Genomic DNA, 18,855 nt, shown 5'->3' on the forward strand with positions numbered 1-18,855 from the left:
CCGCAACTATCTCATTCGATTTCACGGACCCGATGTGGCTGACTAACCATTCACGTTATTGGATTAAGTTGATGTTTTAATGTTTGAAACTGTGTTTATTCTTCACTCGAAAACAATTGATCCAGCTTGTTCTCGTAGTCGTGGTAATTCAGGTGTTCATAGAGCTCTTTACGGGTTTGCATTGAATCCAATAGTGCTTCCTGATTGCCTTCAACTAGCAAGTGCTTATAAACATTCTCTGCCGCTTTGTTCATTGCGCGGAATGCACTGAGTGGATAAAGCACCATGTCGACATGAGATTGCGCTAGCTCTTTGCAGTTGTAGAGTGGGGTTTGTCCAAATTCGGTGATATTGGCCAAGATTGGCACATGCTTACCTATTGCTGATTTGAGCGCTTCAGAGAACTTCTCGTATTGGTCGAGCTGATTCATCGCTTCAGGAAAGATCATGTCAGCACCCGCTTCAACACACGCAATCGCGCGTTCAATCGCAATGTCGATGCCTTCAACCGCCAGTGCATCGGTTCGAGCCATGATCACAAAGCTCTCATCAGTTCTTGCATCGATTGCCGCTTTTACTCGATCGACCATTTCCTGTTGGCTAACAATCGCTTTGTTTGGTCGGTGACCACATCGCTTCTGAGCCACTTGGTCTTCCATGTGAATGGCAGCAACGCCCGCTTTTTCCATCGCTCGAATGGTTCGTGCAATATTAAACGCCCCACCAAATCCCGTATCAATATCCACCAGCAAAGGTAAATCACACGCGTTGGTAATCCGTTCCACATCCACCAACACATCATTCAATGTGGTAATACCCAGATCAGGTAAACCGTGAGACGCATTGGCGATACCTCCACCAGACAAGTAGATTGCCTGATGACCCAAGTTCTTTGCCATGATCGCGCAATACGGATTCACCGTGCCGACGATCTGCAGTGGATCATTGTCTTGCACAGCTTGGCGGAATTTCGCTCCTGCTGATAACTTCATAATGACACTCCCTGTTTAATGATAATTTTTTAAGTTTCTAATCCACACCTTTGGATTGAATTTGTTGTTCGATAAGCAGACGACTACCGGAGATGTGCCGTCGCATCAGCATCTCTGCCAGCTCTTCGTCACGGTTACGAATTGCTTGTAGGATATATTTGTGTTCATCAAGCGCCTCTTTTGGTCGAGACTGTGCACGTGGCGATTGGTAGCGATACATGCGCAACAAGTGGTAAAGCTCATCACACAGTAAAGAAATAAGTTTGCTGTTGCGGCTGGCTTTTATGATTCGATAATGGAAATCGAAATCGCCGTGTTGATGAAAGTAGGAAGAACCCTCTACTTCATCGATATGTTTTGAATGTGTCGACAATAATCCTTCAAGCCCGATAAGCTCTTCTTGTGTGATGTGTCTTGCTGCTAGCCTAGCAGCCATGCCTTCTAGAGCCTCGCGAACCGCGTAAAGCTCAAGTAGCTTGTCAGCAGAAAAGGTAATCACTCGTGCGCCAACATGAGAAATCCGCTCAATCAATCCTAACCCTTCGACCCGCATGATCGCTTCACGTAATGGGCCTCGGCTTACCTCAAAGCGTTTGGCTAACTCGGGTTCAGAGATCTTGCTGCCCGGCGCTAAGTGACCGTTGACTATCGCTTCAACCAAGTATTCCGTCAGGCTTTCTGACTTGGTGTTTTCTTTGTCTCCAACACGCGTTTTGGTGTTGGCACTTAAGGTAAGATCTTTGATCGCGGTATTCATATTCACGCTGCCCACTTCTCATTGCTGAGCTTAATTGTAAACAATTCCATAACATAAATATAAAATAAACGATCAAATTGTCGACAATCAAGAGGATTGTCGACAATTTAGACTAAGGTATGACACTAAAAAGCTCAACAAGGTGGTGTAGGATTGGTGAATAGTCGTTAGCAGAGCTTAATCGCGTATTACGAGGTAAGTGAGGGGTTTGATACGAAACAGCACATCTTGGACATTTACTGTGTTACTCGTGCTTTGATTACAGGCATTAAGGAACAGCTATTGTTTTATCAGGTTATTGGCACGTATTGTTGACTGCGAGAACGCGATACCAACGTTGGGAACTCAAATATTCCGCCCTTGATAAGTACGATATGTTGGCTAAAGTAATTCACCGCACTCCGACTCACATCCCGGGTTCGTGTTTTCATTACGATCTCAGATGCCGTAAAAAACAACTCTTCAAAATATGGAGCAGTATCGTGCTCAGTAAAGTCCTCTAGTTCAGAATCATATAGACAGTACTCGAAAACATTTTTATGCCTTTCAACCACTTGCGCTTCAGAAGTAAACAATACTCCATCGCCACTGTTTGAATAAGAATAAGACATGATGGAAAAATGTTCATCGGAAAAGTGAGTCGAGCTTAATGTCTTGAGTTTGAGTTCATTTTTTCTCTCAACGTACTGTTTATAGTTGTAGACAAAGCTTAAGTTATGACGATTCTGATGCGTATAATGCCTAATAAAAGAAAAAAGCATAAAAACTAAACTTAACAGAAAGAAAAAGTGATACTTATTGAAATTTTTCAAGGATATTTTTAATTTTTTCATTTTGAGAGTGAACTGATATTATATAGTTATTGGCATAAGAGTTTTGCGATACATCTTCTAACGCGTAGGCGAAGTAAACCTTCCTACCTTCAACTTGATAAAATAGCGTCATATTAGTTTTCAGTTTACTAATAAGCTCCAATAATGGCTTCGGCGTAGTATGCTCCCTTAAAGTGATCAGGTTGATATTATTTCCTGCCTGACTCTCCAAGACCTGTAGATGGTAGTCAGATGATATAAAAGAATCTTGCATATATGGGGAGATCTGGGATAGACCTGAGTAAGCATAATCCTGGTACAAAAAGTAACCACCAACTGTAAGATTCAAACTAATAAAGAAAGTTAAAATAGGTCTTGTCTTGGTTGATATCTTGCTAGTAATTTGCTGATATATCGGCTCTTTTTTTTCAAGTTCTGGCTCTTCAAAGTCTAGGCTTATCTGTGTGTTATCAATAAACACATTCAATTTAGTGTTTATGCTGTAACCAACACCACGGAATGCCGTAATGTCAACATTCGCTTCTAGATCATAAAAAGCCTTTCTCAAAAGCGAAATGCTTCGCTTTATCGACCCCTCAGTCACCACCTTGTTCTTCCAAACCGTATCTAATATGGTCGATTTCTCAACCATTTCTCCCTGCTTCTCCAATAGGAGAATAGCTAGCTTAAACTCGTTATTATTGAGCAGTAACTCCTTCTCTCGGTAAGTTATTTTATTTTTCCCACTATCAAACTCTACGTTCATTGATAGAGTAACTCCACAGAAATGAATAAATTTATGTAATGTCTAACTATATCGACAAGTAATTGTAACGAGTACGCAACTTGATATATATACGTAATTAAACACTCTGAAATAATTCATTCATTTACGATTAAATTACACTGGATCGCTTCACAAAAAAACAAGGAAAATGTTTAAAAATCCACCTTAAAATATCTTTTACAAAAAAAAACCACGACCATATTCATTGATCGTGGTTTTGATTTTTTTGATTAACGATTACTTATAAAAATAAGAAGGTTTTAATTAACACATAAAGTTTTAAAACACATTTATTTGTTTAACACTCTAAAAAACCATCACTTGGTTTACTTGTTCACATAAGCTGGCATTCAGTGTGTTGTCCCAATCATTTTCCATAACAAACTCACCGTTAGTGTTAAAGACCGTCACATTGTCTTTTTCTAAAGCGTATGGTGTGAACGTAGAAGTCTGTAACCACTGTGACATAAGAGCATCTTTAACAGACTTGTCCTTATTAGAGAATTCAGCAGGTCCAGAGACTGCATTCACCTCATTGCCAAAAATGAAAGAAAGTTCTGCACCATGACATGAGCTCTCAGATGGCTTACACGTTTTGGCAAAGCTCTCTACGTAGTAGTCAGGCCACAGGCTAAAATCAGGTTGATAGTTGAACTGGTACAGCGCCGCATTCGAACCTCCAGCTGACAAGTTTTGCGCAACCTGTTGAGATGAACACGCAAACAGTACTTGATTCATTAGTTTACGGGCATTGGCTTTACGCTTTGCTGCGGTGGTGTTCCAGAAGCTTAATTTGAACTCCGGGATATTGCGCAGCTTAGAACCCTTATCTGCACCGAAAAACAGATCAATCAGTGAATTATAACTGCCTGGTAAATCAAGAAGCGCATCAAACGGCGCAACAAAGATATTCGACTCATCTTGGTTGAAACCCAGAGTCACATTAACACCATCTACTGACTTTAGTTCACTCGGCTGATACGGGACAGTCTCTCCATCGACATAGGGTGCCCAAGATAACAGACCCGCTGTTTTAGGGGTAATGCTGGTCAAGCTATTCAGCTGCGTTGCTACAGCTTTCATTTGAACCTGAACATCCACGATCTCTTCAAAAGGCACGCTAGTAATGTCTTTGTCCTTTCCAAGCTTATCTTGAACAATACCCGCTACCCATTTCGCTGACTCGGCATCTTTGTACTTAACGCCATATGGGTTACTTTCCATGATGGCACGTTGGTACAGGTGAGAGTTTTGTTGTTCATCCATTAATTGGATGCCAATCGACATCGCACCTGCACTTTCGCCAAACAGAGTAATGTTGTCAGCATCGCCACCAAAACTATCAATATTGGCATGAATCCACTGCAACGCTGCCTTCTGGTCTTGGATACCGTAGTTACCAGAGTGTTGCTCACTGTAGTAGCTGCCAAAAATACCCAAACGGTAATTCATGCTAACTAGAATAAAGGGGTTGCCCTCATCTGCATTTTTAGCAACAAGCTTCGCGCCATCAAACTGCTTAACTGTACTAGAACCAAGCTCAAATGCACCGCCATGAATGAACACATAAACGGGCAGCTTTTCGTCTTGTTCAACACCTGATGGGCGCCAAACGTTCGCATTTAAACAGTCTTCACTTTGTGTTTCTTGTACTACGCCGTTCGCTTCCATTGTGTGAGGTATTTGCGGGCAGATATCCCCTGCAGAAGTCACATCATAATGAACGCCAGCTTCAAAGTGATTAAGCTTGGGTGCCTGAAAGCGTTCTGCTGAAGCATATTTTACGCCCATAAACGCATCAACTTGTGATGAATAGCCCACCGGCGAATGTGCTAGGCCTTGTAGTGTCGCCCCTTCGATATCCACATTGGGTGCAGCAATGGCTTGGTTGCTTAACGCTAGAACGGCGCTTGCAATCGAGATTGATAACGTACTTTTCATCGGTTTACTCATAAATAGAGAATCAGTGTTATTTGTAAAAATCGAAAAAAAGGAGCAAGGTTTGTCACCTTGCTCCCTATGCTTACAAACTATTATTCAGGAGCGACTGTCCAAGCGTTGTAGCCTTTCTTCGTCTCAGTGAAATCAAGATTTGGTCGGCCCATTCCCGCTTCACACTTCGTTTCATTCGCTGGCAATGAGAAGAATGCATTGTGTGGGTTAAACTCTGGGAAGAAACGATACACCTGATCGAAAGCCACTGGCATAGACATTAAACGGTTATCGACCATTCGAGTTGTGCCCGCGCGAACCAGTTCCCAACGCTCATTCCAGTTAACACGAACATACGCGTCGTAATCTGAGTTGTTGGTCGCGGTCAGCTGGATACGACTCCAGTAATTCAGGAATGAGCCACCCGTTTGACATCTCATAGTCAAATCTACCGGTACAGTTTGTGGTCGGTTCGCTTCATTTTGAATACCGAAACGAGAAACAAACATGTGTTGGTTCATTGAACCCTTGTCACCATTTTTCGGGTAAACAATCAAATCCCCCCATTGACTACCACCAGCACCACCGCCACTGCGGTCAAAGACACGACCATTCCACAATGAAAAAATCGTCATCTCTGCAGTATTGCCTGAAGCAACAATAGATTCTTCTAGGTGGTTATCAGATTGCGCTTTAAAAGAGAACAATTGAGATACACCAGCGTCTACATTACATCCTTGGCTAACCACATTGTAACTGCTGTAACCATTTACCGTTAAACACTGTGTATCATCGCTCGCTGGGCGAACTTGGAATACATTCGTCGGGTGTGTGATGGTACCTGGCGCCGCTGGTACAAATTTAAACAGCACATTAGGGTCGGTATTTTCATTTACCGCTTGTGATGTGTCACAATCTTGGAAAGCAAACTTACCGCCAACATTGGTCAAACACTGTACGTTACCATTGCTATCGAAGTTAACAATACGCTTACCTCGGTCACCAATCGCAATATTGAAGCGTTTTGACTTCACCTTATCAACACCGTGTACACGGTAATGCGCGACAAGGTCCAGTGGGAGTACAACGTTTGCAAAACGTGGGAAGTACTGGTCATACTGACTGCCTAAGTTTGCAATTGCGTCTGTAATACCATCGTTAAGAGAAGCAACATCTAAGTAGAATTGACCATCTTCAGAGAACTCAACAGAGTTCGCTAAGATAGTGCCATTGATTGCCTTCTCTACCAGTTTCAAACCTTCTTCTACTAGGCTTGGTAGCTCGGGAGCGTATACCTTCACAAACTCAACCAGCGGATACTCTGCCGACCAAGTAACACTTTCCAAACCTGAAATGGCACTGTGATCCAGTGTATCAAGTGAAACTTGAATACCAGTGTTACGCGCTTCACGGCTGCCATTTCGGTTACCTTTGTTTGTCACCTTAGTAACAGCACCATTGATGTATGCGTTATCGTAAATCACATCGTTCGTTGCATCTGCATCGGCAAGCACAATTTGGCTGGCATCAGTGTTGTACGTAACAACCGTAGAAACGTTGTTCCAAGTAAATGTCTGTTTGCCTGTGGTTTGAAGATCGAACGCGACGTCGTTTATTACGTGGCCGCCTTGTAACGTTTTAGTTTGGGTGCCCGCTTGAATGCTTTGTCGGTTATCATCATCTTGCCATACATTAAGACCCGTCAGTTTTACACCGCTACCGTTGGCAATAAAGTCACACGACTCCGGGGTGTTTTGTGTCAACACACAGGTACTGTCTGGGTTATTAGAATCGACAATACGCATAGGCGATGCACTCAAGTAAGCGCCCTGGCCTGTCATTGTGGTGCGGCCTTGCGGATCAACAAAAGAAACCGGTGTGTCATTGTCGTTCAGCTTATAACCCAGCGATACACTGTAGAACGCCGCTGAATCCCAACCTTGTGAAGGGATAACCTGACCTGTGATGGTGTTGTGACCACTGTTGATGCTTTGGCTTTGGCCTGATAGCGTTACCCACTCTGGTAGGGTGTTGTCATCGCCAGTACCGCCCGTTTTTTCCAGTAGCACTCGAATAGGTTGGTTAGCAAAACTGTTTGCGCTGTCATTCTTTAAATCAAAGTCTAACGTAACTTCGATTGGCGTTTGGGTCGCTAGCCACATTTTGCCGTCTCGGGTCAGGTTGTCACCTTTTGCAGGCGCAAATGTCGCGGATGCGTTTTCAATTGCAGGCGCATCAGGGATCAAATCATCGATGGTGAGGTCGCCGCCCCACATTTTGCGCACGCCATCGGCCACCCACAGTTCTATCTGAACACCCGTGCTATGGAAACCAGACTCAGGAAGCAGACAAGACCACTGGCTATCCCCCAAGCTTGAACAGGTAGAATTGTGATTATCAGAGCCACGAATCACCACCTTGCTTGGCGCTTGCTCTTGGAACCACATGCCCTGTGGGAACGAAACCGGCGTGGTAATCAATACCTTTTGATTAGGCTCTAGAGTAAGCCCTTTTGGTTTAAAATTCGCAACACAAAATGCACTGGCACCATTAGGGTTGACATCTAAACACTGCTTGTTGGGCGGAATATTGTCTGCGCCATAACCTTCCGCAATGTTCTGAGTGTGTTGAGCGGCATGGGCTGCTGAAATGCTGGCTAAGCTGGTGAGCAACGCCGCGTAAATAGGAGAAAATTTCATTAAGATTTCAGTCTCTTTGATTGAAAGTAACAGTATTAAAATGGAGATAAAGGCCTTCAAAGCCTCAACCGCTGCGAATTCGTTGGCAACGAATGCCATTGAACGTGATCAGCCAAATGGCAATTGTTGGAAGTCATAGCCAACAGCAAGCGACGTTTAAAGACCCGCCAAGCTTGTGCTTGATTCGGCGTGAAATACAGTGAATTACCGTTAGTTTAGGTTTTATGAGCTTTTTTTAGAGGCTGTTAATTCAATGAGTTAGCTAATTAAGCCCGCTTCGTAGAAAGCGGGCGTACTCAGTGAAAGAATCGCCAGTGTTATGGCTGAAGAAGCGCAGGCACCTCGTCATTTTGCAAGGCGCAGGTGTGTAAAATGTCCAGAATCAGAGCATTTTCATCGATGGTGTCTTGGTAAGGAATGGTCGGTAGCCCTTCCAGCGCCAAATGAAGTTTTTCTGCGGTATAACGGTAGCTATCAAACCCCTGGTGTTTCCACAATTCAATCGAGGCAATGGCGCGATCAATACACGCCTCCATCGGTACCGGCTCCACCAAGTCGTCGACGGTCAGTTCGCCGCCCCACATTCTGCGCACGCCATCAGCCACCCACAGCTCAACTTGCATACCCGTACTGTGGAAACCAGCTTCAGGAATCAAGCACGACCACTGGTTGTTGCCTAAGCTTGAGCAAGTAGAATCATGAGCATCAGAGCCACGAATAACCACTCCAACGGGGGCTTGCTCTGGGTACCATTCGCCCTGTGGGAACGAGACCGGCGTGGTGATCAAGACCTTTTGATTAGGCCCTAAAGTAAGCCCTTCAGGTTTAAAATTAGCCACACAGTATTTACTGGCACCAGCAGGGTTGAAATCTAAACACTTAAGGTGGGGGGTGATATTGTCCGCGCCATAGCCTTCCGCAATGTTTTGAGTGTGTTGAGCGCCATGCGCTACTGAAATGCCGGCTAAGCTGGTGAGCAATGCCGCGTAAATAGGAGAAAATTTCATGGTTGTTGGTCTCTTGGTGATTAAATAAAAAGGGAAATGATTCAAAGGCACGAATCAGCCCGTTCTAAAAGCGGTACAAACGGGCGCATTGAATCGTGATTTTATGCGTGCTGAGTGAGTGGCATACAACGGCGAGAAAAAACTGCCATCCTACAGCCGATTGATACCCACTGCTGATTGATATAAAGACGATTGGTTAGCGGTCAAACTGCTGGCAATGGACCATGCTTGTTCGTCTGTCTTGGTCACTGCCCGCCATATTGAAATCAAAGCTAAGATCTGTGATGGTTATTTCAGGGTTTGTCTTCGGGTAATCCACTTCGGAACCAGCCGTTTTATATGACACGTAACCCCATTGAGGGGGGATCGATCCCTTGGTCAGCGTAATCGGTATCGGTTTTTTGCCATCGTATGAGAAGTCGACAACCAGTGTTTCAGGCAGCTTTTTGCTTTTAAATTTTGGGGTCGAGGGGTAGAAATTAACATCAGGTGCAGTTGCCGATTCTGAAGTTTCAACCACGCCCGGCACGGAATCAAACGCCAGCGCCTCAAAGCTCAACCGGTACTGCCGACTTCCTGATACATTTGAACCAATATTGCCAACGGAGATTTGCATAGTATTGACAGATTGTGCCTCGTAACAGATGCCTTTGGTGCCATCTGGCGGGTACTCGAGCGCCACGGGTAACGGTTCGCTTTCAAAAGTACGCGTTGCTTCCGGATAGCCCTTTTCGACCTGACCGCTGTATTTCACGGTCAGAGGTTTAAAGCCCACGCCTTTATCAAATACCTTATCAATATCCGATGGGTTGATGGTCAGGGTTGGCGAACTCGCAAAACACTCTCCCTGATCATTACACCACTGGTAGGTTTTTGAATCGGCAATGACCTCATCGCCATCGGGGTCGAGATCTTGAATAGGACGAACGGAGATGGGGCCTGTGCCTATGGTGTTGTTCTCACTCGGTGCGAAATTCCATTCGGGCATATCCGTTGGGTAACCGTGGCCTGAAATGGCGGACGTAGAGTTCGAGCAAACTTGATTTTCAGGGCATTCTGCCATTGCTGACCAAGAACAGCTTAAAGCCAAAATAGTGATGATGGATTGACGTATCATGGTTGTACCCCTATCGAGAGAAAGCGGGCTGAAAACAGCCCGCTTGGTTAGTGGTTAAAGCAATCTCAAAGGATTAACGCAGTAAAGCACGAGTAATTTGTGCCTCGTTCATAGACGCAGTGATCGTGTAACCTTGTGCCTCTTTCGGTAATACGAATGTTAGGTCGTTACCGGCATCAACCAGCGCCGCTTGAAGCGCAGCTTGAGCATCGCCTTTCGGGTAAAGGCCAGCGGTGTCTGTTTCATTTTCTGCCAGTGTGAACGTCACGTCTGCGATAGCTAGGTCAACAACCGCACCGTCATCCGCGTGTACCGTCAGAGTTTGACCCACTTCAGCTGTACCGCTGATGGTAAGAGCCGTCTTCGCACCAACCGTGAAGCTGTTCGAAGTCATTTCATTAGACACAAGCGTTGTTGATGGGTAGCCGTATTGAGTATGAACTTGCCACACTAGGTTTAATTGTTTGTTTTTTAACTCAGTGAAGTTTGAAAATGTAATGACACCGTCGTCCAGTTCGCTGATATCCGCTTCATCTACTTTTGCGTATTTGGTGCCACTCGCGTCTTGTAGCCAGTATGTCACCTTGGTGATGGCATCATCGTCTTGGTCTCCAAGAGTCGGTGTATCAAACTTAACTTCGATAGGTGCTGGTGCCCATAGAATTTCAGGTGTAGTTACTACAGGAGCCGATACCGTTGGCTGGTGCCCCAATACAGGTGCAGTCGCAACACTTTCGATAGCCCAAGCTGCTGTTGCTGTAAAACCACCCATAAGTAGGCCGATAGTGATCATTGATTTTTTCATTGTCTTTCCTTTCTGAACGAAAACGTTCATGTTTTATTGTTAGTTATGAATTACTTGTTGTTTGTCGCCGACTTTGAATTCGACGGTTTTTTCTTTGTCACTTGGACTTTGAACTGGAACCCTTGGTCTTCGCCTTTCAACACGTACTTTTGCTGATTTGCGTTCGCCACCTTGGTAAATTCGTTTTGAGTATCATGCTCTCTTCGGAACCATTGGAACGAGTATTGAGAAAGGTCTAAGACCGCCGCTTCATCTTCGAACACATAAGCCGTGATGGCTTCTGTCGTGAATAGGTCTTCATCTAGATGGTGCCCTTCATGAAACAGGTCAACACGATAGACACTGCCCTTTAACCACTCGATATTGCCTTGCTTTGCGTCTTGTTCGTTCTGGTCGTAAATTGCTGTTACCGTGACGGATTGCGCCACATGACTCAGTAAAACCAGCTCAGCAATGCCTTCTTCATTGGTGACAGTTTGGTAAACGAAATTCGCTTGGTTCGGTTCGAGCTCTAACGCCTCTCCATTCAATGTCAAAGATGTTAAGTCTTCAGCAGTAATCTGATAGGTCATTGGAATATCGGCAACAGCTTTGCTCAATAAGGCACTCGCAACGATGCTTTCACCCGCGATCGCGGTTTCTGGTTCAAACGAAATTGACTCAAGAAACTTACTGTCAGTGACGGTAATCGACATGGTATTAGACTCTTTCACTTGGCCGCTTTTTAGCTTGTATCTCACCTTGAGAGACAGTGTATTGTTGCCATCATAGCGGTAGCTTGGCGCGGTAAATAAAGGTACCGAAGCACTCTGATTGTTCAGATACGGATTAGCAGTACCTAACCAGGTGTAAGAGACGATGTCAGGTCCCCCTTTCACCTCCATCCACTCCGCTAATGACTGCTGAGAGTTTTCTGTAACCACTACAGATTCAGGCAGACGAATACTGATCTCTGCGTATTTCTGTTTGTATTCCAAAACAATGTTATGGTCACGTTCAACAAAGTCCGTTAAACGGTCTTGTTTTGGTAGCGAACTTTGGAAAACTTCACGGCGCTCAGGCTCGTAAAAACCGCTAAGAGACAAGGTATAGTTAACACCAGCTATCCACTGTTCACTTGCTCCTTCCTCGTTTTGGTATCCCAATGAGAACGCCAGCTCTTTGGTCGGTTTAAACTCGGTGTTTAACTCGAAACGCAACGGGTTTTTGGTCGGGTTACTGCCATCGCGATGTTCTACGTATCGACCAAGATATTGACCCGCAGTACCACTCACCTTCCAGCGTGTATCCATTGGTAGATAGCTTTCTAGCGTGAGATCCCAACCCTTCGCAGGCTTTTCAACAAGGCTGTTCATCCCTTCATACTCGTCCGGCGAATCTTTCCAATTCGACAGAGGAAAATAGAAGTTGGAGCTCATATTTCCGTAGCCCACCCCGTACTCAACACCTAAACTCATTCTTCGGTGATAGCGCTGGTGGTCATAATCTATAAAGGTGTTTACCCCGTAGTACTCATCTTCAGCGAGTTGACGATAACCCGTACCAATGTGCGAGAAGTCTCGGCCATGGAAGTCGTCTTGGTTAAAGACAGCACCCGCTTGAATAAACCACAAAGATTTATCGTCGGCTCGCCCAAAAGGGAACAGGCTTTCAACCTGATCAACTTGCCATTTGCTGCCTTTCGCTAAAGAGACACCTAAATCGAACTGTGCGCCACCAAAAGCTTCAGATAACCAGTCTTCTGTTTCACTCACACCAGCAGCCACCAAACGTGATGGTACTTGCTCTTGGTAGGCGCGAATGTTGCCCTGTTCAGACTGCTGTTGAGCAACGGTCACGAGTTCAGAAGTCATGGGAGCAACATAAGGGCTAACTTCGTTAAGCTTGTTCTCGTCCAACGCTAGGTTTGGCAACGAAGCACTATCTAGCCCCTTGCGGGTCTGATATTGGTGATCGGTCAATTCAGCAATAAGTGGCTCTACCGTTTTCCACTCCGCATCACTGTATGGACCACACTGAAGCTCGTCCTTCCCTAGTTCAACCTCACGACAATAGGTGCTCATTTTTATAATGGTATTGAGCAGTGCTTCATCGACTTGATAAGCGGAAAACGTGACAAAGGTATTTTTTACCGTCGCTTGCGCGTTGTTAGCTTGTATGGTTGAAGCTAACTCTACGGGTTTTGATTGGTCCCCCTCTAATGGGTTTGCATAACATGCTAGGCTCACAGCCAAACTACATGGCAGTAAGAACACAGCATTAATGGTTCGTGGCTTAAACATGACAAAATGGATTCTTCAAAAATTTTTCAGAATATTAATCAAGAAAGCGGGAATTACCGTGTGATTTACCGTGAAAGATGAAAAGTACTTAAATTCAATGATTTGGAAGGTAAAACAAGGACTAAGAGGCGTGTGATTTAGAAGTTTTTTAGTTTTTTATTGATGAAATTACCAAGTAAACTCCTTATTAATATGGGTTACCAATCGATAAATTGTTACTTCAAAAAATGAGATTTTTTTTCATCTTGTTTTTCTGCGAACTTATTGACAAATAGAGATGTTGCATAGAAAAAGCGCACCAATTGAGTGCGCTTTTGAGTCCTGCCAAGTTAAAGGTAAACCGCGTATTCACCTAATTTGCATCGAGTAGTGAAGCACCTTTTAACTTAGATGTATTAAGCCGCTGCACTTTTCTGGAGATATTTCGATACGTCGACGCTGTCTATTTGCTCTGGGTTCAAATATATTTCAGCGTATCGAATGTGGGTCCCACTCGTTAGGAACAGCCTAAACAGTTCTATGTCGATATGTTCATCCAAAGCCATTTTGTGCATGATGTCGATGGCAACGCTGATTGGCTTCGCTTTCTTATAAGGTCTATCAGCAGCGGTCAACGCCTCAAAGATGTCCGATATCACAAGAATTCGTTCGGGGATTGAGAGGTCCTCTGCAGTTAACTTTCTAGGGTAACCAGTACCTTTAAGCGTTTCATGGTGAGTCGACGCATAGCGCGGCACTCGGCTAAGTTCTTTCGGGAATGGCAGGCTTTCAAGCATTTTGATGGTCCCTATCATATGCTCATTGATTTTGAATCGATCTTCCATCGTTAAAGTGCCACGTGAGATACTTAAGTTATAAATTTCTCCCAGATTGTATAAGTGCTCAGGAACATCCATTTTTATTTGATGCTTAGGATCAAACTCTAATGGTCGGTCTCGTTTCACTATGTGCTCTGGTCTATCACTTAAAAGTTGCTCTTTAGCGGGTAAGCTGGAGTTAGGTACCCTATTCATCGCCTCTATTGGCGATAAACCCAATTGGTCGTCAAAATTACGCGTCCAAGTCGTTGCAGCGATAGAATGAATACGAGCAACCTTATCATCACTCATAAATTCACCACCTACATTAGATGTCGCGATAAACGCAAAATCGTCTTGTAGCTTTTTCTTCGTTATAGCTAACTCTTCGACTATCTGATCCCTTGGTAATTTACCTTCAAGCTGCTTACGCAAAGCCGTAATTTCTGCATCACGCCAAAGCACCTCAAATCGTGTTCTCACCTCATGGATACGGTTATAGTTCGCTTCTAGTTTAGAGCCTTTATCCACGATGTGTTCTGGCGTGGTGATCTTTCCGCAATCATGCAGCCACGCAGCTATTCTAAATTCGCGACGTTCGTCGTCACTCTCAAACTGAAAGTCTTTAAAGTGCTCAGATTGTGATTTTTCAGCCGCTTCTGCCAACATTAATCCCAGCTCAGGTACACGGTTACAATGCCCCGCGGTATAGGCAGACTTGTCATCAATGGCTTGTGCAATCAGCTTAATAAAAGATTCTACAAAGGCTTCATGCGTTTGTTCGTGCTGTTTTATTTCGGCGGCCATGTCTTTAACCGCGACAGATAGTTCCCATACTTCCTTGATAGGAGTATCAAGCACGGACACATCGTCATAGTCACGCTGTTTTACTTTGTTAGTTTCAACTTTGAGCTTACGTATTGGCCGCACAATCGGCGCGCCAAAGATCCACGCTACAGGCAAGGTGAGGCTCATTAATAAACCTGTTACTCCAATCGAGGTCGCGACTCGCTTGTTAACTGCGCTGTATACTTCAGCCTCAGGGATAACTACAGCAAAGTATTCTGAGTAGTACTCACCCGTGTCAATCTTCTTCAAATATAGGTGTTTAAGTTCACCATTGAGGTTTAGCTCAACCATCTCCCCTTCGACGGTCGCTGTTGCCGTTTTTTTATAGAGTTCCGTGTAAGGAATCGTCGGACCCGCATCCATAGCCTGATGATCAAACCACTTTTGAGCTAACGCCGTTTTCTGCTCATCAGTAAGCGACTTGATGGCTTGGTTGATGATAGGTAACAGCTGTTGGTGTTTATTCTGCAAAACAATATGGAATTGATTAGGATAGTCTGTTTTTAGATCAAGCAGCGCTTCACTTACTTTCAAATTCTGATGGAAGAACTTATCCAATGAAAATGACAGTACAGGCTTAACATCAATTACCGCAAAAACCTCTTCGTTGTCGACAGCGTCTAGCGCTGCCTCAACATCGTTAAACTCCAAAAGCCTAATATTTGGGAAATCAGTTCTTAATTTCGGTGTCATTGACCATCCAGATACAATGGCTACGCTCTCTCCATCAAGCTCTCGGTAGTTAATTACTGCTGGAGCATCACGTTTCGTGACTACAGCAAACGGTAGTTCATAAATCGGGTCAGTGTATAAACCGATAATGCCGTTACTTTCGTAATTTTGAACCGAGTGTAAGCCATCAATACTTCCCTTTTGGAATTTTCCAGTTAACTCCGCCCACGAGAGGCCATTTACAAATTCGAACTGCACTCCACTCATCTCACTGATCATTTTCAGTAGATCAATCGCATAGCCGTGTGGTTTTCCTGATACTGAAAAATCCATCGGTCCCCGGTCACTTTGATTTGAAAACAATAAAGGCGATGTATTGTCTATTATGCTTTGTTGCTGTGAAGACCAGTTAATTTGATTGGCTTGAGGGAGTGTGTTGCTTGACTGATAATTGCGATTGGACGCAATAATATTGCCCACTTTAGAGTATAGAAAGGATTCAACTTGACTAGCTTCATCTAGGCCCAATGCAGTCGCAGAGAGCTTGTTCGCTAACGAAGACAAAACAATATCAATCCCTATCACCTGTTGAGTGTCGCTCGCGGCTTTGGATTCAAACGCTAATGAATATGTTTGACCTGTAATTTGGAGGTATTGAAAGAGATATGGCTGGGTTTTCCCGACAGTCTCGGTATTGGCAGAGACATACCAGGGTCTTGTGGTTGGGAAGTAATTACTTTTTTCAGCTTTGGAGTCCCTGAGGTTAAAATCAAGATCATAGTATCTGGTTTGACGAATACGACCTTTTTCGCCATTGCTAATGTCAATGACCACCCAACTGTCGCTATCTTGTGCGCCTATTTTTGCTCTAACCTGAGGAAAGGATTCCAAATTAATGATCTGGAAAAAGTTGTCGTTGGATGAACCAATATAAATACTGTAGAACAGCGGGTTGCCTTTTATGGCTTCAGAGAGAATATCACGCGAATCTTCCCTTGAGATCTGGTCACTCATTGAGCGATTCACTGAAGAGAGTAAGTGTGCTGTGTTTATCGCATCTAAATCAACGCTACCTATGTAGTCGCTTAAATCCTGAGAAACCATGGTAAGTTTAGACAAGGTATGCTCAGTAGCCATCTTTTTACTAAAATAGTATTGGAGTGAAACGGCTACGATCGCGGTGAGAACCGTCGCTAGTAAAAACATCCCGCCAACGGTCACCCGTAATGAAATTTTTGTGTTTGTCATTATTCTATCCTTGAATAATTCCAGCTTAGAAATTTAACATCCGTGAAACATTCATCTTTCTACTACGTCATATCTTCCCCTTCAATACAAACTTAGACCTATGTGTTGTACGCTTCTTATACTGTTCTCTACGTCGCACTATCCTCTAATTTAAGTGATATTTATCAATATAAATGAATCTCTTATCACTCCCGTGAACTTTATGAACTTTATTCACCCAAAGTTCTTTATTCCCAATATCGCCGCATTAAAGACATTTTATTAACACATGATTAACTTTCACTTTATCTGCTTAGCAACACTCAAGAGTGATGTTTAGCAGCTAGATATAAAACATAAGTTTCTCTCCATTGAAGAGATCCCCTACATAAGGAACGTGAACCATGTTCAAGGCACTGAAACCTACTCTTGCGGCTTCTATTATCGCAGCAACCTTTTCTTTCAACACTTTTGCTGCAGACGTAGAAAAAATCCATTTCCTAATCCCTGGCGGCGCTGGTGGCGGTTGGGATATGACAGCGCGTGGTACTGGTGATGTATTGGTTAAATCAGACATCGTAGAAAATGCCTCTTTCCAAAACCTATCTGGTGGCGGCGGTGGTAAGGCCATTGCTCACCTAATCGAAACAGCACAGCGTCAAGAAGACACATTGATGGTGAACTCTACCCCTATCGTTGTTCGCTCACTAACGGGTATCTTCCCTCAATCTTTCCGCGACCTAACACCGGTTGCTGCAACGATTGCTGACTATGGTGCGATCGTTGCGTCTGCGGATTCTAAATACAACACTTGGGAAGACGTAGTAAAAGAATTCGAAAGTAACCCTCGTAAGGTAAAAATCGCTGGTGGCTCTGCACGAGGCAGCATGGATCACCTAGTGGTTGCAGCGGCATTTAAAGGTGAAGGCTTTGATGCTAAGAAAGTTCGTTACATCGCCTACGATGCTGGTGGTAAAGCGATGGCAGCACTGCTTTCTGGTGAGACACAACTCCTATCAACCGGTCTTGGTGAAGTACTAGAGATGTCTAAATCTGGACAAGTAAAAGTACTGGCAGTAACGGCACCAAAACGTCTTGAGGCAGCACCAGATATCCCAACACTAACTGAGTACGGCAATGAAACTGTATTTGCGAACTGGCGTGGCTTCTTCGCGGCTCCAAACACAAGCCAAGCGAAAATCGATGAGTGGAACGAAGCGTTAGGCAAAATGTACAAAACCGATGAGTGGCAAGTGGTTCGTGACCGTAACGGTTGGATCGATAACTACAAAGCCGACAAAGACTTCTACGCCTTCTTAGAAGATCAAGAAAAACAGATGGGCGACCTAATGCGTGAGCTAGGGTTTTTAAAGTAACCAATAACGATAGAGGGTCATAGTGCCCTCTTACTCTTTCCTTGTTTCGCCGTACATGAGTTTACTAAAGCTCCTTTGTTTATTCGTAACGTATTACCAAAGCTTGCCGATTCATTGTAGACGCAAATGGCTAAAGCAGCACTGTAATTCGCTTACCTTCGGTTAGTGACCCAGGCATTATTCATTAACTCGCTCATATACGGCTTTTTTACTTTCTACACACCCCAAATGGAGTTGGATATGTCGGACTTACCAACCAAATTTTTTAGCAAAGAGTCTCTGCTGACGAGTGATCGTCTCGGCGCAATGATCTTCATGCTAGCGTGCTTGTGCTACGGCTACCAAACTACCCTAATTCCGCTATTTCCCGGTGATGAGTATGAACCCTTCACCGCGAGAACACTGCCTACCTTGCTGACTTTCATTGGCATAGGCCTTTCACTGATTTTGCTTGTTACTGGCCAACCGGACAAAAAGCTCAAGTGTGAAACCGCACCTTTGAACTGGAAGCTACTGATTGGTTTCTTAGTGCTAATGGCATTTTACGGCGTTGGACTGACATACCTAGGCTTCGTTTTGGCAACAAGTTTCTTCTTACTTGCTGGCTTTTACTTATTGGGTGAGCGCCGCAAGTCAATCTTGTTCGGCGCATCGTTTCCTTTCGTTATCGCGTTCTTTCTTCTTTTAACTCAAGGCTTAGATATCTACCTAGAGCCTGGCTTAATCTTCACTCTTTGGTAGGGA

13 protein-coding genes are annotated in these 18,855 nt (G+C 44.2%); 2 read left to right on the forward strand and 11 right to left on the reverse strand.

The window, feature by feature from the left end; translation table 11 throughout:
• Positions 1-95: 95 nt before the first annotated feature.
• The 11 genes from prpB to A3712_RS16350 all read right to left on the reverse strand — a co-directional run bounded on the left by prpB (position 96) and on the right by A3712_RS16350 (position 16,756).
• The gene (prpB, locus tag A3712_RS16300) at positions 96-992 is read right to left on the reverse strand and encodes a methylisocitrate lyase (protein ID WP_063524282.1); all 897 of its coding nucleotides are present in this window, start codon (positions 990-992) and stop codon (positions 96-98) included.
• A 37-nt stretch (positions 993-1,029) separates the two neighbouring features.
• Positions 1,030-1,749 (reverse strand): GntR family transcriptional regulator, encoded by a 720-nt coding sequence (locus tag A3712_RS16305; RefSeq protein ID WP_063524283.1) that lies wholly within the window; start codon positions 1,747-1,749, stop codon positions 1,030-1,032.
• A gap of 290 nt (positions 1,750-2,039) precedes the next feature.
• Positions 2,040-2,360, reverse strand: a complete 321-nt coding sequence (locus A3712_RS16310; protein WP_231891833.1) for a hypothetical protein — start codon at positions 2,358-2,360, stop codon at positions 2,040-2,042.
• Between the two features lie 184 nt (positions 2,361-2,544).
• On the reverse strand, positions 2,545-3,327 hold the full coding sequence (locus tag A3712_RS16315) for a winged helix-turn-helix domain-containing protein (protein WP_063524284.1): 783 nt from the start codon (positions 3,325-3,327) through the stop codon (positions 2,545-2,547).
• Positions 3,328-3,654: 327 nt separating this feature from the next.
• Entirely contained in the window at positions 3,655-5,289 is a 1,635-nt protein-coding gene (locus A3712_RS16320; protein WP_063524285.1) for a carboxylesterase family protein, read from the reverse strand.
• Positions 5,290-5,381: 92 nt separating this feature from the next.
• Positions 5,382-7,979, reverse strand: a complete 2,598-nt coding sequence (locus A3712_RS16325) for a hypothetical protein (RefSeq protein ID WP_063524311.1) — start codon at positions 7,977-7,979, stop codon at positions 5,382-5,384.
• A gap of 317 nt (positions 7,980-8,296) precedes the next feature.
• A complete protein-coding gene (locus A3712_RS16330) occupies positions 8,297-8,986 on the reverse strand; it encodes a hypothetical protein (protein ID WP_063524286.1) in 690 nt (229 codons plus the stop codon).
• A gap of 196 nt (positions 8,987-9,182) precedes the next feature.
• Positions 9,183-10,103 (reverse strand): hypothetical protein, encoded by a 921-nt coding sequence (locus A3712_RS16335; protein ID WP_063524287.1) that lies wholly within the window; start codon positions 10,101-10,103, stop codon positions 9,183-9,185.
• Positions 10,104-10,176: 73 nt separating this feature from the next.
• A complete protein-coding gene (locus tag A3712_RS16340) occupies positions 10,177-10,908 on the reverse strand; it encodes a hypothetical protein (RefSeq protein ID WP_063524288.1) in 732 nt (243 codons plus the stop codon).
• 50 nt (positions 10,909-10,958) lie between these two features.
• Positions 10,959-13,190: an inverse autotransporter beta domain-containing protein gene (locus A3712_RS16345; protein ID WP_063524289.1), complete on the reverse strand. Its 2,232-nt coding sequence runs from the start codon at positions 13,188-13,190 to the stop codon at positions 10,959-10,961.
• Between the two features lie 395 nt (positions 13,191-13,585).
• Complete coding sequence (locus A3712_RS16350; RefSeq protein ID WP_063524290.1) at positions 13,586-16,756, reverse strand: HD domain-containing phosphohydrolase; 3,171 nt, start codon at positions 16,754-16,756, stop codon at positions 13,586-13,588.
• Between the two features lie 383 nt (positions 16,757-17,139).
• On the opposite strand from A3712_RS16350, the gene A3712_RS16355 reads away from it, so the two are divergent.
• Both A3712_RS16355 and A3712_RS16360 read left to right on the forward strand, forming a co-directional pair.
• On the forward strand, positions 17,140-18,111 hold the full coding sequence (locus tag A3712_RS16355; RefSeq protein ID WP_063524291.1) for a tripartite tricarboxylate transporter substrate binding protein: 972 nt from the start codon (positions 17,140-17,142) through the stop codon (positions 18,109-18,111).
• A 240-nt stretch (positions 18,112-18,351) separates the two neighbouring features.
• Positions 18,352-18,852: a tripartite tricarboxylate transporter TctB family protein gene (locus A3712_RS16360; RefSeq protein WP_063524292.1), complete on the forward strand. Its 501-nt coding sequence runs from the start codon at positions 18,352-18,354 to the stop codon at positions 18,850-18,852.
• Positions 18,853-18,855 lie beyond the last annotated feature (3 nt).

Source organism: Vibrio sp. HI00D65, assembly GCF_001635455.1.
GTDB lineage: Bacteria > Pseudomonadota > Gammaproteobacteria > Enterobacterales > Vibrionaceae > Vibrio.

Excerpts from the sequence above, each read along its gene's own strand:
- prpB (WP_063524282.1), bottom strand. The coding sequence starts at position 992 with ATGAAGTTATCAGCAGGAGCGAAATTCCGCCAAGCTGTGCAAGACAAT.
- A3712_RS16305 (WP_063524283.1), bottom strand. The coding sequence starts at position 1,749 with ATGAATACCGCGATCAAAGATCTTACCTTAAGTGCCAACACCAAAACG.
- A3712_RS16310 (WP_231891833.1), bottom strand. The coding sequence starts at position 2,360 with ATGTCTTATTCTTATTCAAACAGTGGCGATGGAGTATTGTTTACTTCT.
- A3712_RS16315 (WP_063524284.1), bottom strand. The coding sequence starts at position 3,327 with ATGAACGTAGAGTTTGATAGTGGGAAAAATAAAATAACTTACCGAGAG.
- A3712_RS16320 (WP_063524285.1), bottom strand. The coding sequence starts at position 5,289 with ATGAAAAGTACGTTATCAATCTCGATTGCAAGCGCCGTTCTAGCGTTA.
- A3712_RS16325 (WP_063524311.1), bottom strand. The coding sequence starts at position 7,979 with ATGAAATTTTCTCCTATTTACGCGGCGTTGCTCACCAGCTTAGCCAGC.
- A3712_RS16330 (WP_063524286.1), bottom strand. The coding sequence starts at position 8,986 with ATGAAATTTTCTCCTATTTACGCGGCATTGCTCACCAGCTTAGCCGGC.
- A3712_RS16335 (WP_063524287.1), bottom strand. The coding sequence starts at position 10,103 with ATGATACGTCAATCCATCATCACTATTTTGGCTTTAAGCTGTTCTTGG.
- A3712_RS16340 (WP_063524288.1), bottom strand. The coding sequence starts at position 10,908 with ATGAAAAAATCAATGATCACTATCGGCCTACTTATGGGTGGTTTTACA.
- A3712_RS16345 (WP_063524289.1), bottom strand. The coding sequence starts at position 13,190 with ATGTTTAAGCCACGAACCATTAATGCTGTGTTCTTACTGCCATGTAGT.
- A3712_RS16350 (WP_063524290.1), bottom strand. The coding sequence starts at position 16,756 with ATGACAAACACAAAAATTTCATTACGGGTGACCGTTGGCGGGATGTTT.
- A3712_RS16355 (WP_063524291.1), top strand. The coding sequence starts at position 17,140 with ATGTTCAAGGCACTGAAACCTACTCTTGCGGCTTCTATTATCGCAGCA.
- A3712_RS16360 (WP_063524292.1), top strand. The coding sequence starts at position 18,352 with ATGTCGGACTTACCAACCAAATTTTTTAGCAAAGAGTCTCTGCTGACG.